This window comes from Rhodococcus sp. NPDC006774 (assembly GCF_040636045.1).
Classification (GTDB): domain Bacteria; phylum Actinomycetota; class Actinomycetes; order Mycobacteriales; family Mycobacteriaceae; genus Rhodococcoides.
Map to the genome: position 1 here is coordinate 579,325 of NZ_JBEYIW010000001.1, position 17,670 is coordinate 596,994.

A 17,670-nucleotide genomic window follows, 5' to 3' on the forward strand; every position below is an offset into this window, starting at 1 on the left:
GCTCAGCGCACCCCGTCCCACACCGCGCGGGTTGCCGGCCTGGGATCGAGGGCGACGCCGGGCTCGTTGCCGAACATCATCACCGCTCGGTCGGTGCCGTACCGGTCCCAGCCGGGAGAGCCGTCGCGCACGAAGTCGACCCAGGCACGGTGCATCTGGTCGGCAACATGCTGCGGCGGGTTCGGTCCGGTGATTCGTGCGGTCTCGGGCTTGTGCAGCATGTCGAACACGAACGGGATCTCCAGCGCATGGCAGGCTCCGAGAGCGCCGTCGAACAGCGATGAACGCCAGGTGAATTCGTAGACGAAGGCGTCGCCGGAGCGAGCCTCGACCAGACGCGTGGCCGGAATACGGAAGAACCAGTCGGTCATGACGGCGATCATCAGCTCGCCCGCCGAGGCGTCGGGCAGCTGTTCGCGGTACCGGTCCAGCGCGGACGGGTCGGCCCGGTACCCGGCGAGGACCATCTTCACGTAGTCCTCGGTGAGGTGCGGGACGATTCCGGCCGGCACGATGAAGAACGCGTGTTCTTCACTGGTGGTTCCGATCAACACGTCCACCTGTGCGCTCGCACCATCGCTGATCCTCGAAAAAGGCAGAGCAGGAACCACATCGCCGTCGATGTACGGCTCGAAGGCCATCACGTTCAGGGCTAGCTCACCCCATGCTCCGGTCGGAGCCTCGGCCGTGATCCGATCGGACAGCTCGCGTTGAGCGTCGACCAACGCGTCCACCTTCACAGAACCCAGGCCGTCCACGGTGGCCTCGACGCCGAGCGAGGCCGCCAACGCCGCCGAGACCTTGGCGGCGGTCTCGGCGGTGATGACGTGGTGGCCGGCTCCGCTCTGCAGAATCGCCCGTTGGAAGAGCCCTTCGGCACGGGGCATGGACATCAGGGTGCCGACGCTCATCGCGCCGGCCGACTCCCCCGCGATGGTCACGCGGGCAGAGTCGCCGCCGTAGGCAGCGATGTGGTCGCGTACCCATTCGAGGGCCGCGACCTGATCGAGCATTCCGCGGTTGGCCGGGGCACCGTCGATCGACGCGAAACCGTCGACTCCGAGTCGGTAGTTGATCACCACGGCCACGACACCGTCGCGCGCGAATGCGGAACCGTCGTACGTGGGAATGGCGTTGCTGCCGTTGACGAATGCTCCGCCGTGAATCCAGACGAACACCGGTGCCGATCCGCCGACGTCGGGGGTGAAGACGTTGACGTTCAGGCAGTCGTCACCGGGTACCACCGGCTCGCTGAGGATCTCACTCGTCGGTGGCCGGTATCCCACCTTGGGGACGGTGGCCCCGAGTTCGAGGGCGTCGCGCACTCCGTCCCACGTGGGCGGCGGCGACGGAGCCTGGAAGCGGCGGGGTCCGAACGGGGCCTCGGCGTACGGAACTCCGAGGAACGAGGTGATGCCTGCGCCGGTCCGACCGCGAACCTGGCCCTGAGGTGTATCGACGGTGATCATGTCCATACCTCCTTATTACCCTGTTCGGATCGGACCGACTCGGGCAGGCGGTCAGACCAGACGTGCTTCCGGCGAGCCCGTCTTGCTCGCGTCCCGCTCGACGGAATCACCGAGGGCGTCGTCGATCTTCGCGAGCACGTCGGCGTCGAGGGTGACCTCGGAGGCCTTGATGTTCTCGGCGATCTGCTCGGGGCGCGAGGCTCCGACCAGCGCTGCCGCGATGTTGTCGTTGGCCAGTACCCACGCAACGGCCAACTGCGCCATGGTGATTCCCAGATCGTCCGCGATGGGCTTCAACTGCTGCACCCGGGTGAGCGTCTGGTCGTCGAGGTACCGCGCGATCATCTTGTCGCCGCCCTTGTCGTCCTTGGCGCGAGAGCCGTCGGGCAGGGGCTGGCCGGGGAGATACTTGCCGGTGAGCACACCCTGGGCGATGGGCGACCAGACGATCTGCGAGATGCCCAGTTCCTTCGAAGTCGGGATCACCTGATCCTCGATGACGCGCCACAGCGCCGAGTACTGCGGCTGGTTCGAGATGATCGAGAAGCCGTTCTGACGGGCGAGTTCCTGCCCGGCGCGCAGCTGATCGGCAGTCCACTCGGAGACGCCGATGTAGAGCGCCTTGCCCTGGCGGACGACGTCACCGAACGCGGCGATGGTCTCCTCGAGCGGAGTCTCGACGTCGTAGCGATGCGCCTGGTAGAGGTCCACGTAGTCGGTGCCGAGTCGACGCAGCGACGCGTCGATGCCTTCGAGGATGTGCTTGCGCGAGAGTCCGGTGTCGTTGGGGCCCTTGGGCCCGACGGGGAAGTAGACCTTGGTGAAGATCTCCAGCGATTCTCGACGTTCCCCTTTCAACGCATCCCCGAGCACCGTCTCGGCGGCTCCGTTGGCGTAGACGTCGGCGGTGTCGAAGGTCGTGATGCCGGCGTCGAGGGCCGCGCGTACGCACTGGGTGGCGATGTCGTTCTCCACCTGCGATCCGTGCGTCAACCAGTTGCCGTAGGTGATCTCCGAAATCTTCAGTCCGCTGTTTCCGAGGTATCTGTAAGCCATGAAGAAAACGGTACTCCGATGACTTTGCCCTCCGCTGGTGGTCTACTCGGGTATGACACTTCGGGTACACAATCTGTCGGTCTCGCTCGACGGCTTCGCCGCCGGTCCTGATCAGAGCCAGGACAACCCCATGGGCGTCGACGGCATGGCGCTGCACCAGTGGGTGTTCGCCGACCGCTCCGACACAGAAGACCCTGACACCGATCAGCGGATGCTCGATCTCGGTACCGAGAACATCGGCGCAACCATCATGGGCCGCAACATGTTCGGTCCGGTCCGCGGCGAGTGGCCGGACTACAGCTGGCGCGGCTGGTGGGGTAAGGAGCCGCCGTACCACCATCCGGTGTTCGTACTGACCCATCACCCACGGCCGCCACTGGAGATGGTCGGCACCACGTTCCACTTCACCGACGATCCCATCGAAACGGTGCTCGATCGTGCCCACGAGGCGGCGGCGGGCAAGGACGTGCGCCTCGGCGGCGGGGCATCGACGGTGCGGCAGTACTTGAAGGCAGGGCTCGTCGATCACCTACATCTTGCGGTCTCGCCGGTGATTCTCGGAGCTGGGGAACCGATCTACGACGGCTGGGATCCCACGACGATGGAGCGGACCGAGGTAGCGGGATCGGACCAGGTCCTCCACGTCGTCTACCGCCGAGCCCGGTAGCGGTTCAGAGCCCACATACCGACGCCTGCGAGCACGACCGTTGCCGATGCACCACCCGTGGAGAGCCACTTTTCGGGCCAGGACGTGTCCGTCAGTGCGGAGGTCAACGGCGTGTACGCCGTCCATCCGTACGTGACGACCATCGGCACCGTGATCGCCACCGGTATGGCAAGGCCGAGGGTCGACGGCGTCGGGGCGGCAGGCGTGCACGCGACGTACAGGTAGGCCGCGGCGGCCGGAAAGACGATCAGGCTCGCGACGTAGTGCACGTTGTCCAGCGGCGGGCTCTCGAACAGTGCCGTCACGCAGACCACCGCCAGAACTGCGACGCCGATCAGCGGACGCCCCCAACGCAATCCGAGCGCGGTACCGGCTGCCACCGAGACTGCAATGACGGCTACGAGTCCGAGTGTCCACACTCCGTCCGAGACACTGATACCCACACCCGAGGTCGTGGTCGAGGTGAGCAACACGGCCGTTCCGGCGAGGACCATGACGCCGCTACGCCCCGGTAGCAGAGCAGCGGCTGCGAACAATACGAGTACGACAAAAAGGCCGTAGTTCCAGCGGTCGCCGAACCCGTACTCGCTCTGGAACATGCTGAACACGAACGCCACATTCAGCAGCAGCCCACCGATCGTCACCAGCAGTATCGCCGCGACTGTGCGGATATCGCGCTCGGTCGCCGGGCTTTCGCCCTGGTTTTCGTTGCGCGCTGCCCACGCCACTGCCACCACCACGAACACGCACAGCACCGGAACGACCATCGGTGTGCCCATATCGGATTCGGTGAGGTAGTCGGCGTAGCGCCGGGGAACAGCGGGGTAGTGCAATGCCTCGACCGCGCCGGCGGACAGCAGGCCGAGAAGGAAGGACCCGATCAGTAGCGCGCGATACCCTCGTCTCCGATTCGCCTGTACTGCAGAGCATCCCAAGAGAACTCCGCCTGCCACCACCTCGGCGGAGTCGGACGAGAACAGCAGTACCGAGCCCCCGATGACAACAGCAGCGGCGATGGACAGTCCGGCCAGCACGCTGCGCCGACGAACGACCATCGCCGTACCCGACGCAAGAATCAGCGCGACCGCAACTCCCACGCCGCCACTGGAGAACAGCAGCCCGCCGAACCTGGTGTCGCCGAAGATGTCGATGCCGCCGGACTGCATCGACAATCCGGCCAGCAATCCGGTCAGAAGTACCCCGAGCGCAACCATGCCCGAATTATGCACTGCCCCCGCGATAGTCCCGTGATGCCGCGAGGATCTTCTCCAGGGTTGCCGCGAACGCCTGCAGTTCGCGTTCTCCCACAGCGGATCCCACTGCATCGGACCACGCATGTTGCGCATCCCGCAGCTCGGCAACGGTGTCGCGCCCCTTGGGGGTCGGCTCCAGCAACTTTGCCCGCTTGTGGTTCGGGTTGTCGACGTACACGGCCCAACCTTTGTCCACCAACAGATTTGCCGTCCGCTGCACACTCTGCCGTGCCAACCCCAGCCCGACGCGTCGCGCGATGTCGGCAACCGAGAGCGGCTCGTCCAGGGCGGCTCCCAGGACCTGCCACCACGCCGGAGTCAGACCTGTCGGCTCGGTGATGTCGTGTGCGGCGGCGAGAAATTCACCGTTGAGCTCGAAGACGGGCAACACCAAGGCTGTGAGCGCATCACCCTCCGGAGTGCGCTGGCTCATGCGCCCGCCAGCTGGTCGTAGTACTTGCGTTCCCCCGTCGTGTACAGGCCGTACCAGGCATCGACCACGGGTTGGGGAAACACGTTCAACCGCTCGAACACGAGCTTCGCGAACTCCAACGGGCTCACGCCGCCTGCGGTGATCACGGTGCCGTCGGACACTGCCTTCTCGTCGCGGTAGTGCTCCGCTCCACGATATTCGGTTGCCTGCGTGAGGAACTCGGCGGCATTCGAGGTATGCGGCCGGTCGTCGAGTAGTCCGGCCCGGGCCACCCCCAATGTTGCCCCGCAGATCGCCGCGACCGGAGTGCCCGCCGCAACGAGTTCGGCGGCGAGCCTCAGTACCGCGTCGTGACCGGAGTCCCAGCTGGGCGCGCCGGGCAGAATCAACGCATCGAGAGTGGGAAGCCCGGCGAGCGCAACGTCGGGCGTGATGCGCAATCCGCCCATCGTCGTGACGGCCTCCCCCGTCTCCGATGCGATGATCAGCCGGTTGGCGTCCGGGTCCTGCTCGCGGGCCATGGCCAGACCTGCGGTGAGGTATCCGTATTCCCAGTCGGCCATGGTGTCGGTGGCGTACAGAGCGATCGTTGTCATGTCGAGCCTCCAGAATTTGACAGTGTGCTGTCATTTTGCGCTCATGACAGTGCACTGTCAATGCATCACTGCCCGATCGGACAGGTTCTGTCGAAACGCGCGTCGAACCGGGCAGTCGGCGCTACCGTCACAGCACGACCAAGCGCCGGCCAACGGAGGTACGCGCGATGCTCAGCGGTGCAGACAAGCTCCGAGATTCCATCGCCAAGTCCTGGCAACGGTCGGCGCAGAGCGGTCTCGCACCGGCGGACACCCTGGAGCAGGCGAGTCTTCGTGACGTCGATCGTCGCAGCCGCCTCCTCGCCGCGGCAAACCCCATCCTCGATCGGATGGAGAGTGTGCTCGACGGCTCCGGGTACTGCGTTCTGCTCGCGGATCGCGATGCCCGGCTGGTCGATCTCCGTTTCGGAACCCATTCGCTACGAGATGCTGTGTCCTCGGTCGGCGCGGTCGTCGGCCGGTCGTTCACCGAACAGGCATCGGGTACCAATTCGATCTCGACGACCTTCGAGATGCGCGCACCCTGTGCCGTGCGTGCCGAGGAGCACTACATCGAGTCGATGAAGACCTTCAGTTGCTACGGCCACCCCCTGATCCACCCCGTCACACGCCGCATCGAGGGCGTCCTCGACATCACCTTCCTGGCCTCCGGTGACAACCCGCTACTCGAACCGATGCTCGTTCATGCCGCACAGGACATTCAGGGCAGGCTCCTCGAAGAGACCCGCTCCGGTGAACATCGACTGTTCCAGGCATTTCAGTACGCGTCCTCGCAGCGTCGCGGTGCGCCGGTCATCGCGATCGCCGACGAGATTCTGCTCGAAAACACCAGCGCTGCAGCAATGATCGATTCAGTCGATCATTCCGCACTGCGCGCGCTCACCGACGATTCGATCCGGCGCAGTGGCGTCGTACACGATGTGATCCTCAATTCCGGACTGCACGCAACCGTGCGCTGGGAGCGTCCGGTATCGGCCGCTGGAATCGTCATCGAGATCGATCCTCACGACACCGTGCGCACCCCTGTTCCCGCTCCGAGAATCCGAAAGCCGTTGTGTGTCATCGGCGAACCCGGAACCGGAAAGTCGACCACCCTCGCCCGACTGACAGCAACGACGTCACCGCACTGGTTCGACGCCGCAGATCTGGTGACAACGACCCCGGCCGAGTGGTTGACAGCCGTCGAGCATCAGGTCGAGGCTGCACACGATGTGGTGATAAAGAACGTGCACTTTCTCCCGGGTCCGGTGGCGAGCCGGCTGCATTCGACTCTGTCGTCCGCCCGCGGGTGGTACGCGTTGTCGAGCTCGGCCACCGACTCGGCCGAACTCGAACACCGCCAACTCCTGTCACTGTGCGCCGACACCATCGAGCTGGCCCCCTTGCGTTCTCGCCGACACGAAATCCCGGACCTGGTCCGCGCCATCATGGCCGAGCTCGAATCCCGCGCGCACTTCACGCCCGCAGCGTTGTCGGCGCTGATCGACTACGACTGGCCGGGCAACATCGGCGAACTCCGAGCCGAGGTCACCGAGGCCGCATCGCGTAGATCCGTCGGCGACATCACCGAACGGGAACTGGTCAGACCGCGCAAGAACGCGTCGACGACTCGCATGAGCACACTCGACACCGCGATGCGCGACGCCATCGTGCACGAGTTGGCGCGGCAGGGCGGCAACAAACGCACGACGGCGGAGAGCCTGGGAATCAGTCGGACCACCCTGTACAAGCGGATGCGCGAGTTCGGCATCCTCGGCTGAGGTTGTCCACTTTCTGAACACTCGACATCCGTGATCGGGGTCACACTCGTATGCATGGATGCACACACGACAACACGAGAGCAGCTCGACGCACCGTCGCTCTTCATCGGCGGCGAGTGGGTGGAACCCAGCTCGTCCGCCCGCATCGAAGTCCGTTCGGCAAGTAGCGAAGAACGCATCGGATCGGTACCCGAGGCACAGGAAGCCGACGTCGATGCGGCGGTGGCCGCTGCCCGCCGCGCATTCGAGGACCCCAGCGGTTGGAGTCGGTGGGAGCCCTCGAAGCGCGCCGACGCGATCGATCGACTCGCCGACGAGTACGAGAAGCGAGGCGACCAACTCGCCCGACTCGTGGCGGCGCAGAACGGCATGCCGATCTCCATTGCGGAGCAACTCGAAGGCGGCTTCCCGGTCGCCGTGATGCGGTACTTCTCGGGTCTCGCGCGAACCGCGCAGTTCGAGGAATCTCACCCCCACCTGATGGGCGGGACGACAACGGTTCGACGCGAGCCGATCGGCGTCGTCGGCGCCATCGCACCGTGGAATTTCCCGCAGACTCTGGCCGCGTTCAAGTACGCACCGGCCCTCGCAGCCGGCTGCACCGTCGTGCTCAAGCCGTCTCCCGAGACGGTGCTCGACTCGGTTGTGTTGGCGGAGGCCATCATTGCCGCTGGGTTGCCGCCCGGCGTCATCAACATCGTTCCCGGTGGCCGTGAGATCGGTGCCCATCTGGTCTCGCATCGAGGCATCGACAAGGTCGCGTTCACCGGCTCCACCGCAGCCGGGCGGTCCATCGCCGAAACATGTGGCCGCCTGTTGCGCCCGGTGACTCTCGAACTGGGCGGCAAGTCGGCGTCGATCATCCTCGACGACGCGAATCTCGATCTCGCCGAGATCGGCGAGAACCTCTTCGGTGCAACGTTTCTCAACAACGGTCAGACGTGCTTCCTCGGCACCCGAGTCCTCGCGCCGCGCTCCCGCTACGACGAGGTGGTCGGCATGATGGAAGCGTTCGCGAACTCATTGGCCGTCGGCGACGCGCTCGACCCGGCCACCCAGATCGGGCCGATGGCCAGCGAGCGGCAGCGCGATCGCGTCGAGGGTTACATCGCGAAAGGAAGCGGCGACGGCGCTCGGCTCGTCACCGGCGGCGGTAGGCCCGCAGACCTCGATCGCGGCTGGTTCGTTCAACCGACGATCTTCGCCGACGTCGACAACAACCACACCATCGCGCAGGAAGAGATCTTCGGGCCCGTCCTGTCGATCATCCCGTACGGCGACGAAGCCGAGGCGATCAGCATTGCCAACGACTCGGATTTCGGGCTCGGTGGATCCGTCTGGACCGCCGACGACGAGCGAGGTTTCGACGTGGCCAAGCGAATTCACACCGGAACCATCGGCATCAACCACTACATGGTGGATCCCTCGTCCCCGTTCGGCGGGGTCAAGGACAGCGGAATCGGGCGCGAGCTCGGGCCCGACGCCATCGGAAATTTCCAACACGTCAAATCCATCTACCGCTGAATCGAACTCAGGAGAATCTCTGTGAAGACCAAAGCAGCAGTACTGTTCGAGCCGCACAAGCCGTTCGAGATCATCGAACTCGAGATGGACGGCCCCGGCCCCGGTGAAGTCCTGATCAAGTATGTCGCAGCAGGACTGTGTCATTCGGATCTACATCTGCTCGACGGCGACCTGCCACCACGCTTCCCCATCGTCGGCGGCCACGAGGGTTCCGGCATCATCGAGGAAGTCGGTCCCGGCGTCACCAAGGTCAAGCCAGGCGATCATGTCGTCTGTTCCTTCATCCCGAACTGCGGCACCTGCCGCTACTGTTCCACCGGGCGACAGAACCTGTGCGACATGGGCGCAACGATCCTCGAGGGCTGCATGCCCGACGGCACGTTCCGTCGCCGTGACAGCAAGGGCACCGAATTCGGAGCGATGTGTATGCTCGGTACCTTCTCCGAGCGCGCCACCATCTCGCAGCACTCCGTCGTCAAGATCGACGACTGGTTGCCCTTGGAGACAGCAGTTCTCGTGGGCTGCGGCGTCCCGTCCGGCTGGGGCACCGCCGTGTACGCGGGCGGTGTACGCGCAGGCGACTCGGTGATCATCTACGGCATCGGCGGCCTCGGCATCAATGCCGTTCAGGGAGCCGTGCATTCGGGCGCGAAGCATGTGCTCGTCGTGGATCCGCTCGAGTTCAAGCGCAACCAGGCACTGAAGTTCGGTGCGACTCACGCGTTCGCGGATGCCGCGTCGGCCCAGGAGAAGTTGACCGAACTCACGTGGGGCCAGGGAGCAGACCAGGCTCTGATTCTGGTCGGAACCGTCGACGAGGAGGTCGTGCAGGCCGCGACCGCGGCGATCGGCAAGGGCGGCACCGTCGTCATCACCGGCCTCGCCGATCCGGAGAAGCTGACGGTGCACGTGTCCGGCACGGATCTGACGTTGAATCAGAAGACGATCAAGGGCACGCTCTTCGGGTCCGCGAACCCGCAGTACGACATCGTGCGCTTGCTACGCCTGTACGACGCCGGGCAACTCAAGCTCGACGAGCTGATCACCTCGACCTACTCCCTCGAACAGGTCAACGAGGGCTACCAGGACCTGCGTGACGGCAAGAACATGCGCGGGGTGATTCATTTCTGAAACACGCTGCGGCAGTGGTGCGGTCGAGTGCGCTGGATGGCACTCGACCGCACCGTTGCGCGCATCCGAATGCACGAGCGATGGTGGTCATCTCCAGTCGACCGGCAACACTCGCGTTGCCCGAGCGCGCGGATCCACCTCGTCCAGATAGATCCGGCATGCCGCGTGATAGCGCTGGTCGAAGGCCCGACCTGCCGCCTCCGGGCCACCGAGCGGATCATCCACCGGCTCGTCCGTCGCCAGATCGATGACCCGACGCCGAATGGCACCGCTTCCGTTCGGCCCCAACGGGATCAGCACGTGTGAGACAAACGCGTCGAAATCGTACGCGTCCAGGTAGTAGCCGAGAGCCGACGCCCGCCCCTGTCGATACCGGTGGGCACGTCGGTGATGGAAGCCGTCCATGGTCACATGTACGGACGGACGCCCCTGCGCTGCAACAGCATTCACCAGCCATTGTGCGCACGTGGTCTTCCCCGATGCCGTCACACCGTCGATCGCCACCCGCAGGGGTGCCCCGGAGCCCGGGAGAGCACGTCCCGCACCATGTCGTCACCGTCGCTCATGGGTCGAGGGTAGGCGATCAGCTTGATCAACCAAATGGTTGACTACGCCGGGCGAGCGGCCTACTCTCGGCATCGACGCACAGCGAGGAACCCCATGGACGATCGAACAGAGCAGCTCAACAGGACGTTCGCGGCCCTGGCCGATCCCACTCGACGTGACATCGTCGCCCGGCTCGCCGGCGGTGACGCGAACGTCAGCGAACTGGCCGAGCCGTACGAGATGAGCCTGCAAGCTGTCTCCAAACACGTGAAGGTGCTCGAGGACGCCGGATTGGTCACGCGCAGCAAGGATGCCCAACGTCGTCCGGTGCATCTCGACGCCGAGGTGTTCGGCCTGATGACGAAATGGATCGAGCGTTATCGCCAGGAAGCAGAACAACGTTATCGACGCCTCGACGCCCTGCTGGACACCATCGCAGACGACAAGACCACCGAGACGAAAGAAGTGTCATGACTGCACACGAGACCGAGATCGTCGCGGACGAGAAAGTCCCCACGATCGAGATCATCCGAGAGTTCGATGCGACGCCGGAGCAGGTCTTTCGCGCTCATATCGACCCCGAGCTGTATCGCCGATGGGTGGGGCCGCGATCGTTGACGACCCGAATACTGAAGTGGGAGGGGCATACCGGAGGAGCCTGGGCTTTCGCCAACGACCGGGACGGTGAGGAGATCGCCGCGTTCTTCGGCAGCTTCCACGAGGTGCGTGCCAACGAGCGAATCGTGTGGACCTTCACCTGGGAGGGTGCACCCGACTCGGTCGCGCTCGAAACGCTCACCTTCGAGAGCCGAGGCGATGGCGGTACACGGCTGAGGGTTCTGAGCGTGATGTCGGACTTCGCGAGTCGCGACGGCATGCTGTCGAGCGGCATGGACGTCGGCGTGAAGGAGGGCTACGACAAGCTCGACGAACTCCTCCAGCAGCACACCGGTCCGGCCCAGCAGCACGCACAGGACGCGGCAAGGTTCAGTGCACTCGTTCTGTCCGCGTCACCGGAGGACTGGGCCGGGCCGAGCCCGGTATCGGGTTGGGCTGCACGCGATGTCGTGCAGCATTTGATCGAGTGGTCACGCGGCTTCCTCGCTGGGGGCGCAGGAATCGCGCTACCGACGCTCGATGTCGAAGCCGACCCGGCCGCAGCCTGGACGCAGCACGTCGCCGACATCCAAGCAATTCTCGACGACCCTGCCGACCGGGTGCTGAGCAACCCGCACACCGGAGACATGCCGGTGGACGAGGCGATCGACATGTTCTACACCGCCGACGTCTGGATGCACTCCTGGGACCTGGCGAAAGCCCTCGGCCGAGAGCCTGATCTGGGCCAGGAACGCTGCGCCGCAGCGCTCGAGGCCATGCGACCGATGGAGCAGGTGCTACGGGACAGCGGGCAGTACGGCCCCGCCGTCCCCGTTGCCGACGACGCGTCCCCGCAGGACCAGCTGATGGCCTTCATCGGCCGCGACCCGGCCTGGCAGCCGGGTCGATAACCTCCGTTCAGAGGTACTTCTTCAGCTCCATTTTCGCGATCGACATCTTGTGCACCTCGTCGGGACCGTCTGCGAGCCGCAGCGTGCGTATGTGTGCGTACATCATCGCCAGTGGGAAGTCGTTGGACACTCCGCCTCCGCCGTGGACCTGGATGGCCCGGTCGATGATCTTCAGAGCCATCTCGGGTGCCGCAACCTTGATCGCTGCGATCTCCGTGCGCGCTTCCTTGTTCCCGACGGTGTCCATCAGGTACGCGGCTTTGAACGTGAGCAACCTGGTCTTCTCGATCTCGATGCGCGCCTCGGCGATCCAGTCCTGAATGTTCGAGCGCATCGCCACCGGCTTGCCGAACGTCACGCGCGATACCGCACGGCGACAGAGCAATTCGAGCGCACGTTCTGCCACGCCGATGGTGCGCATCGCGTGGTGGATACGGCCGGGACCCAAGCGAGCCTGGCTGATGGCAAAGCCCTCCCCCGGCCCCTTCAACACGTCCTTCGCCGGTACCCGCACATCCTCGAAGAGCACCTCGGCGTGACCTTCGCGGTCGATGTAGCCGAACACCGGCAGGTTGCGCAGAACGGTGACGCCGGGTGCGTCGACGGGCACCACCAGCATCGACTGCTGACGGTGCGTGGCCGCCTCTGGATCGGTCTTGCCCATCACGATGAGCACCTTGCAGTTCTTGTGCATCGCATTGGACGTCCACCACTTGCGCCCGTTGAGGATGAAGTCGTCACCGTCGCGGTCCATCTTCATCGCGATGTTGGTGGCGTCCGAGCTGGCCACGTCGGGTTCGGTCATCGCAAAGGCAGAGCGAATGGTGCCGTCCAGCAACGGCTTCAGGTACTTCTCTTTGTGCTCGTCGGTACCGAAGAGCGTGAACACCTCCATGTTGCCGGTGTCCGGTGCGTTGCAGTTGCATGCCTCGGGAGCGAGCAGGCTTCGTCCCATGATCTCGGCCAGCGGTGCGTATTCGAGGTTGGTCAGACCGGGGCCCCACTCGGGATGCGGGTGGAACAGATTCCACAGTCCGCGCGAGCGCGCTTCCTTCTTCAAGTCCTCGATGATCGGCGGCTGGAAGTGCGGGTCACCCGACTCGAGCATCTGCTGCTCGTACACTGCCTCGGCCGGGTAGATGTGAGAGTCCATGAACTCCAACAGATCCGACTCGTATTTCTTCGCACGGTCGGAGGTCTCGAAAAATGCCACGGTGGGCCCCTATCGGTTGTTGTCGAGCAAGCTGTCCTGGTAGCGACGCATGCCGCGCAACCACCGGTCGTAATCGGCACCCTTGTTGCGGTACATGTCCAGTACGTTCTCGTGCGGCAGGATGAGGAACTGCTCGCGGTCCATCGCGTCGAGCACCACATCGGCGACATCGAGCGGTTCGAGCACGGCACCGGCACTGAGAACCGCGGCAGTTGCCGCCGCTCCCAACGCATCTCCGGATTCGCGTCCCTCGTAGAGCAGTTTGGTGTTGACACCCATCGGGCACAGGCAGCTGACGCGAATACCGCGGTTGCCGTAGGTGACGTTCATCCACTCGGCGAAGCCGACCGCCGCGTGCTTGGTCGTCGCATATGTCGCCGAGCCGATCTGGGTGAGCAGGCCGGCCGCCGAGGCGGTGCTGACGAAGTATCCCTCGCCGCGCTCGAGCCAACCCGGCACCAACAACTGCGCGGCCCGAATGTGCGCGCGTACGTTGACGTCGAACGACAGGTCCCAGTCCTGCTCGGCGGCGTCGAGTCCGGGTGCGCCGCTGATGCCTGCGTTGGCGAAGTAGAGATCGACGGGGCCGAACGATTCCTCGGCCACCGCGATCAGCCGTTGGATGTCCTCGGTGTTCGACGCGTCCGCCGCAGCGGCGACGGCCGTTCCCGGCCGGTCGCGTTCGATGGCGTCGGCCACGGATCGGGCCGTGGTTTCGTCGAGATCGGAGACGACGACGCGTGCGCCGTGCTCGGAGAGTCGAGCGGCGATGGCTCCGCCGATTCCGCCACCACCTCCGGTGACGATGGCAACCTTGCCTTCTACCTTCATGCCCCAGGTATAGTTGAAGTCGGATTCAAGTTCAACCCTGGTTGCATGAACATGCTGCTCAGAGGCGCACTCTAGGCCCGGGGACGCGTCGGATCGGTGATCCACCCCGACCACGAGCCCGGATACAACGCAGCATCGATGCCCGCCAATTCGAGCGCGAGAATCTGATGTGCCGCGGTCACGCCGGAACCGCAGTAGACGGCGACTTTCTTTCCCTCGGGCACAAGTCCACCGAATGTGCCATTGAGTACCCCTGGGTCCAGAAACTTGCCGTCCGTATCGACGTTCTCGGTCGTCGGCCGATTGACCGCGCCGGGGATGTGACCGGCCACGGGATCCACCGGTTCCACTTCCCCGCGGAACCGCTCGGGTGCCCGGGCGTCGAGCAGTACGTTGTCCCGGGCGAAGTCGAGTACGTCGTCGACGTCGAGAACGGACGCAAGGGACGGCCTCGCAGTGAACGATCCGGCCGCCACGATCGACGGTTCGGTACCGATCGGGAATCCGGCCGCGACCCACTGGGCGAGACCGCCGTCGAGGACTCGCACGTCGGCATGGCCGTAGTAGCGCAACAACCACCAGCCGCGCGCTGCCGCGGTCGCCGGTCCTCCGTCGTAGACCACGACCGAGGAGTCGTCACTCACCCCGGCGCCGCGCATCGCTGCGACGAACGTCTCGGTGTCGGGCAACGGGTGGCGGCCGCCAGGACCCGGGACCCCGGCAAGCTCCGCGTCGAGGTCCACGAACTGCGCATTCGGGATATGGCCGGCCTTGTAACCGGCTCTGTCGCTTCCGGTCTGCAGCATGAATCGAATATCGAGGACGACCGGAGCCCGCCCCATCTCGAAGAGGTCGTGCAGTTCGGCGGCAGAAATCAGCGGCGAGGGGCTCATAAGGCTCCGACGCTAACAGCCCTGCGCCGGGAATAGCTCGGGTTGCATGCCGGTTGTGCGCAGGCGTGACCGAAACTGCATCCACAACACAGCATCTGTCCACCGCCGGGCTCTTCGAGCCGTTCGAGGTCAAGTCGCTGAAGCTGCGCAATCGCTTCGCCATGGCCCCGATGACGCGCGCCTTTTCTCCCGACGGCATCCCCGGCCCGGATGTCGCCGAGTACTACCGCAAGCGCGCGGCCGGCGGCACCGGCCTCATCATCACCGAGGGCACCTACATTCCCGATCCGGCAGCCGGCCCTCATACCCGCGTCCCGCGGATCTACGGTGACGCCAGCCTCGAGGGCTGGAAGGGTGTCGTCGACGCCGTCCACGCCGAGGGCAGCGCGATCATCCCGCAGCTGTGGCACCTCGGTGTCGAGCGCGGCACCGAGCCTCGCCTCTTCCCGGACGTCACCACCGTGAGCCCGTCGGGCATTGCACTCGACGGTTCTTCGGTGGGTCGGGCATTCACCGACGCCGACCTCGACGAACTCACCTCGCAGTGGGTGCAGGCCGCGGTCAACGCGAAGAACACCGGCTTCGACGGCCTCGAACTGCACGGCGCGCACGGGTATCTGCTCGACGAATTCCTCTGGGCCACAACCAATGTGCGCGACGACGAGTTCGGTGGTTCTCTCGAAGCTCGGACTCGCTTCCCCGCGCAGGTCGTTGCGGCGATCCGCGCCGCGGTGGGTGAGGACTTCGCCATCGTGTACCGCTTCTCGCAGTGGAAGAGCAATCACTTCGACGCCCGGATCGCCCAGAATCCGGAGGAACTCGGACGTGTCCTGACTCCTCTCGTCGACGCCGGAGTGGACATTCTGCACGCCTCGACCCGCCGCCACTGGGATCCGGCGTTCCCGGAGCTGGACGGCAACGACGGAAAGCTGGGCTTGGCCGGGTGGACCCGCAAGCTCACCGGCGTCCCGACGATCACTGTCGGATCGGTTGGCCTCGACTCCGTGTTCACTTCGGCATGGTCGGAGGACGCCGCATCCGGTGTCACCGGACTCGATGCACTGGTCGGCCAGTTCGAGGACAACGAGTTCGATCTGGTGGCCGTCGGACGAGCACTGCTGTCCGACCCCGATTGGGTGAACAAGGTCGGAGACGGACGCGTCGATGAGCGCATCGAATTCACCCGCGACCACATTCAGCACCTGATCTGACGGAGCGGGCAACTGAGATCCACGGCAGCATCGCCTAGAACGGCGGTGCTGCCGTGTCGTTTGTCTCGGGCTGTTGGTTGTCGGGTGGGTTGGGGTAGGCGATGTGGCCGGATCGTTTGGGTCGGGTGGGGATGTGTGGTGTGAGGTCGTTGCCGAGGATGGGGACTGCTGTGCCGTTGGTGGGCAGGGTGATTCGGGTGGTCTTGGATGTGGATCTCCAGAGGATGGCTCCGCCGGGGAGCATGGTGGCGGTCCAGTAGCCGGCGGTTTTGACGCTGTGGTGGTAGTCGCAGAGGCATTGGAGGTTGTTGACGGTGGTCCAGCCTCCGCCGAGGGGGTTGGTGTGGTCGTAGGGGGTGATGTGGTCGAGTTGGCAGCGTGCGGCGGGTCGGTGGCAGCCGGGGAATCGGCAGTGTTTGTCGCGTAGTCGGACGGCTGCGGTGGTGAGGGTGTCGGGTCGGTAGATCAGGGCGCGGTCGGTGAGCGGGTCGCGAGGTACTGATTTTCCGAGGTTGGGATCGGCGGCGATCGCGGCTTCGAGTGCTGCGGCGAGGGACGCGTTGCCGAGGTAGATGCCGGCGGGTGTACAGCCGGTGCGGTTGCCCGAACGCCCGAGGCCCGACTGGTTCAGGGCGGCGTGGTTCAGTGTCGGGAGATCGAGGGCAGAGCTGTGCCGTGTGCCCCGGCCGACGGGGGTGTGGGTGCAGAACAGGGCTGCGGCGGAGGTCAGCGATTGGGTCCGTCGTGGTCTGTCTTCGTCTCCGCCGGGGTCGGGGGGAGCTGGATCTGCCGCTGGATGGGCAGGGGTGTCCGCGGTCTGACCCTCCATCGGAGCCGGTGACGTCGTAGTCTCCGGTCCCGACGCCAGAGCTGTTCCTCGCGCGAGGTCTGTCGCCGGTGCTGACGCGCTGGTCGGCGAGGGCGCGGGGTCGGGTGCGGGTGCGGGTGCGGGTGCGGGTGATTCGGCATCGGTGTCCGCATCGGTGTCAGTGGATGTGCCAGTAAGAGTGCTTGATTCGGATTCAGTCGCCCGTTCCGAGTCGCTACAGGTGCAGCTGCGAGTCTCGGTAGCGTCTGTTGCCGAAGCAGCGTTCGTCCCCGTTTTCGTGTCCGTGTCGTTCACCGGATCCGACGCTGAGTCCGACTCCTGCTGCTGGTCTGTTGGTGTTCGTTCCCATTCCCCGGTCTCCGGGTTCTGGTGTGCGAGGCCGAGGGATTCGGCGAGGGTGACGGCTTCGGTGAGCAGGATCTGCCAGTGACTGTTGCGTGCCAGGTCCTGCGCGAGGTCGGGGTCGATGGAACCGTGTCCGGCGAGGTAGGCGGGGTTGGCGAGCAGTCCGATGAGGGTGGCGATGTCGACGGTGATCATCGTCAACGGCACCCGCCTATCTGGCAACACCGGGTCTTTCTTCGGGCAGTCGGGGCGGTGGCACAGGCATGCCAGTCGGGGTTCGCCGTGCATGCGGGCCATGAACGCATCACACAGGCGTTCTTTCTTCCCGCGCGGGTCTTTCGGGCAGAGGGTGTCGGCCATTTCTTCGAGGAGTTGCCATGCGGTGGCGGCTTCGGGTGCGGTCAA

Annotated in this window: 17 protein-coding genes; 7 read left to right on the plus strand and 10 right to left on the minus strand. The window is 65.1% G+C overall.

Going from position 1 to position 17,670, the window contains the following annotated elements:
• Nucleotides 1–2: 2 nt before the first annotated feature.
• Together ABZ677_RS02950 and ABZ677_RS02955 are read right to left on the minus strand one after the other, a co-directional pair.
• Complete coding sequence (locus tag ABZ677_RS02950) at nucleotides 3–1,469, minus strand: carboxylesterase family protein (protein WP_358366464.1); 1,467 nt, start codon at nucleotides 1,467–1,469, stop codon at nucleotides 3–5.
• Between the two features lie 51 nt (nucleotides 1,470–1,520).
• Nucleotides 1,521–2,525 carry an aldo/keto reductase family protein gene (locus tag ABZ677_RS02955; protein ID WP_037194955.1) on the minus strand — a complete coding sequence of 335 codons (1,005 nt, stop codon included), beginning with the start codon at nucleotides 2,523–2,525 and terminating at the stop codon, nucleotides 1,521–1,523.
• Nucleotides 2,526–2,577: 52 nt separating this feature from the next.
• On the opposite strand from ABZ677_RS02955, the gene ABZ677_RS02960 reads away from it, so the two are divergent.
• Nucleotides 2,578–3,192: a dihydrofolate reductase family protein gene (locus ABZ677_RS02960; protein WP_358366467.1), complete on the plus strand. Its 615-nt coding sequence runs from the start codon at nucleotides 2,578–2,580 to the stop codon at nucleotides 3,190–3,192.
• Here ABZ677_RS02960 and ABZ677_RS02965 read toward each other — a convergent pair.
• The 3 genes from ABZ677_RS02965 to ABZ677_RS02975 are packed head-to-tail and all read right to left on the minus strand — an operon-like array spanning nucleotide 3,174 to nucleotide 5,474.
• Nucleotides 3,174–4,406, minus strand: a complete 1,233-nt coding sequence (locus tag ABZ677_RS02965; RefSeq protein ID WP_358366469.1) for a hypothetical protein — start codon at nucleotides 4,404–4,406, stop codon at nucleotides 3,174–3,176. The genes ABZ677_RS02960 and ABZ677_RS02965 overlap by 19 nt on opposite strands.
• Nucleotides 4,407–4,413: 7 nt before the next feature.
• Nucleotides 4,414–4,878 (minus strand): MarR family transcriptional regulator, encoded by a 465-nt coding sequence (locus ABZ677_RS02970; RefSeq protein WP_358366471.1) that lies wholly within the window; start codon nucleotides 4,876–4,878, stop codon nucleotides 4,414–4,416.
• A complete protein-coding gene (locus tag ABZ677_RS02975) occupies nucleotides 4,875–5,474 on the minus strand; it encodes a DJ-1/PfpI family protein (RefSeq protein ID WP_358366473.1) in 600 nt (199 codons plus the stop codon). The genes ABZ677_RS02970 and ABZ677_RS02975 overlap by 4 nt, the downstream gene beginning before the upstream one ends.
• A 167-nt stretch (nucleotides 5,475–5,641) precedes the next feature.
• Here ABZ677_RS02975 and ABZ677_RS02980 point away from each other — a divergent pair, with 167 nt between their 5' ends.
• The 3 genes from ABZ677_RS02980 to ABZ677_RS02990 are packed head-to-tail and all read left to right on the plus strand — an operon-like array spanning nucleotide 5,642 to nucleotide 9,889.
• Nucleotides 5,642–7,234, plus strand: coding sequence for a helix-turn-helix domain-containing protein (locus tag ABZ677_RS02980; protein ID WP_358366475.1), 1,593 nt, complete (start codon nucleotides 5,642–5,644; stop codon nucleotides 7,232–7,234).
• A gap of 54 nt (nucleotides 7,235–7,288) precedes the next feature.
• Nucleotides 7,289–8,758 carry an aldehyde dehydrogenase gene (locus ABZ677_RS02985; RefSeq protein WP_037194946.1) on the plus strand — a complete coding sequence of 490 codons (1,470 nt, stop codon included), beginning with the start codon at nucleotides 7,289–7,291 and terminating at the stop codon, nucleotides 8,756–8,758.
• Between the two features lie 21 nt (nucleotides 8,759–8,779).
• Nucleotides 8,780–9,889 carry an NDMA-dependent alcohol dehydrogenase gene (locus ABZ677_RS02990; protein WP_037194945.1) on the plus strand — a complete coding sequence of 370 codons (1,110 nt, stop codon included), beginning with the start codon at nucleotides 8,780–8,782 and terminating at the stop codon, nucleotides 9,887–9,889.
• 87 nt (nucleotides 9,890–9,976) lie between these two features.
• On the opposite strand, the gene ABZ677_RS02995 is transcribed toward ABZ677_RS02990, so the two are convergent.
• Nucleotides 9,977–10,339, minus strand: coding sequence for a hypothetical protein (locus tag ABZ677_RS02995; protein ID WP_358366477.1), 363 nt, complete (start codon nucleotides 10,337–10,339; stop codon nucleotides 9,977–9,979).
• A gap of 210 nt (nucleotides 10,340–10,549) precedes the next feature.
• Between ABZ677_RS02995 and ABZ677_RS03000 the strand changes: the two genes are divergently transcribed.
• Complete coding sequence (locus ABZ677_RS03000) at nucleotides 10,550–10,909, plus strand: metalloregulator ArsR/SmtB family transcription factor (protein ID WP_358366479.1); 360 nt, start codon at nucleotides 10,550–10,552, stop codon at nucleotides 10,907–10,909.
• Nucleotides 10,906–11,943, plus strand: a complete 1,038-nt coding sequence (locus tag ABZ677_RS03005; protein WP_358366481.1) for a TIGR03086 family metal-binding protein — start codon at nucleotides 10,906–10,908, stop codon at nucleotides 11,941–11,943. The genes ABZ677_RS03000 and ABZ677_RS03005 overlap by 4 nt, the downstream gene beginning before the upstream one ends.
• Nucleotides 11,944–11,950: 7 nt before the next feature.
• On the opposite strand, the gene ABZ677_RS03010 is transcribed toward ABZ677_RS03005, so the two are convergent.
• From ABZ677_RS03010 to ABZ677_RS03020, 3 genes are all read right to left on the minus strand, one after another.
• Nucleotides 11,951–13,156, minus strand: coding sequence for an acyl-CoA dehydrogenase family protein (locus ABZ677_RS03010; protein ID WP_358366483.1), 1,206 nt, complete (start codon nucleotides 13,154–13,156; stop codon nucleotides 11,951–11,953).
• Nucleotides 13,157–13,165: 9 nt separating this feature from the next.
• Nucleotides 13,166–13,987 (minus strand): SDR family oxidoreductase, encoded by an 822-nt coding sequence (locus ABZ677_RS03015; RefSeq protein ID WP_358366484.1) that lies wholly within the window; start codon nucleotides 13,985–13,987, stop codon nucleotides 13,166–13,168.
• Between the two features lie 71 nt (nucleotides 13,988–14,058).
• Entirely contained in the window at nucleotides 14,059–14,880 is an 822-nt protein-coding gene (locus tag ABZ677_RS03020; protein ID WP_358366486.1) for a sulfurtransferase, read from the minus strand.
• A gap of 65 nt (nucleotides 14,881–14,945) precedes the next feature.
• Between ABZ677_RS03020 and ABZ677_RS03025 the strand changes: the two genes are divergently transcribed.
• Nucleotides 14,946–16,091 (plus strand): NADH:flavin oxidoreductase, encoded by a 1,146-nt coding sequence (locus ABZ677_RS03025; RefSeq protein ID WP_358366488.1) that lies wholly within the window; start codon nucleotides 14,946–14,948, stop codon nucleotides 16,089–16,091.
• A 34-nt stretch (nucleotides 16,092–16,125) separates the two neighbouring features.
• On the opposite strand, the gene ABZ677_RS03030 is transcribed toward ABZ677_RS03025, so the two are convergent.
• Nucleotides 16,126–17,670, minus strand: a 1,545-nt coding sequence (locus tag ABZ677_RS03030; RefSeq protein ID WP_358366489.1) for a hypothetical protein, incomplete at its 5' end; no start/stop codon positions are given.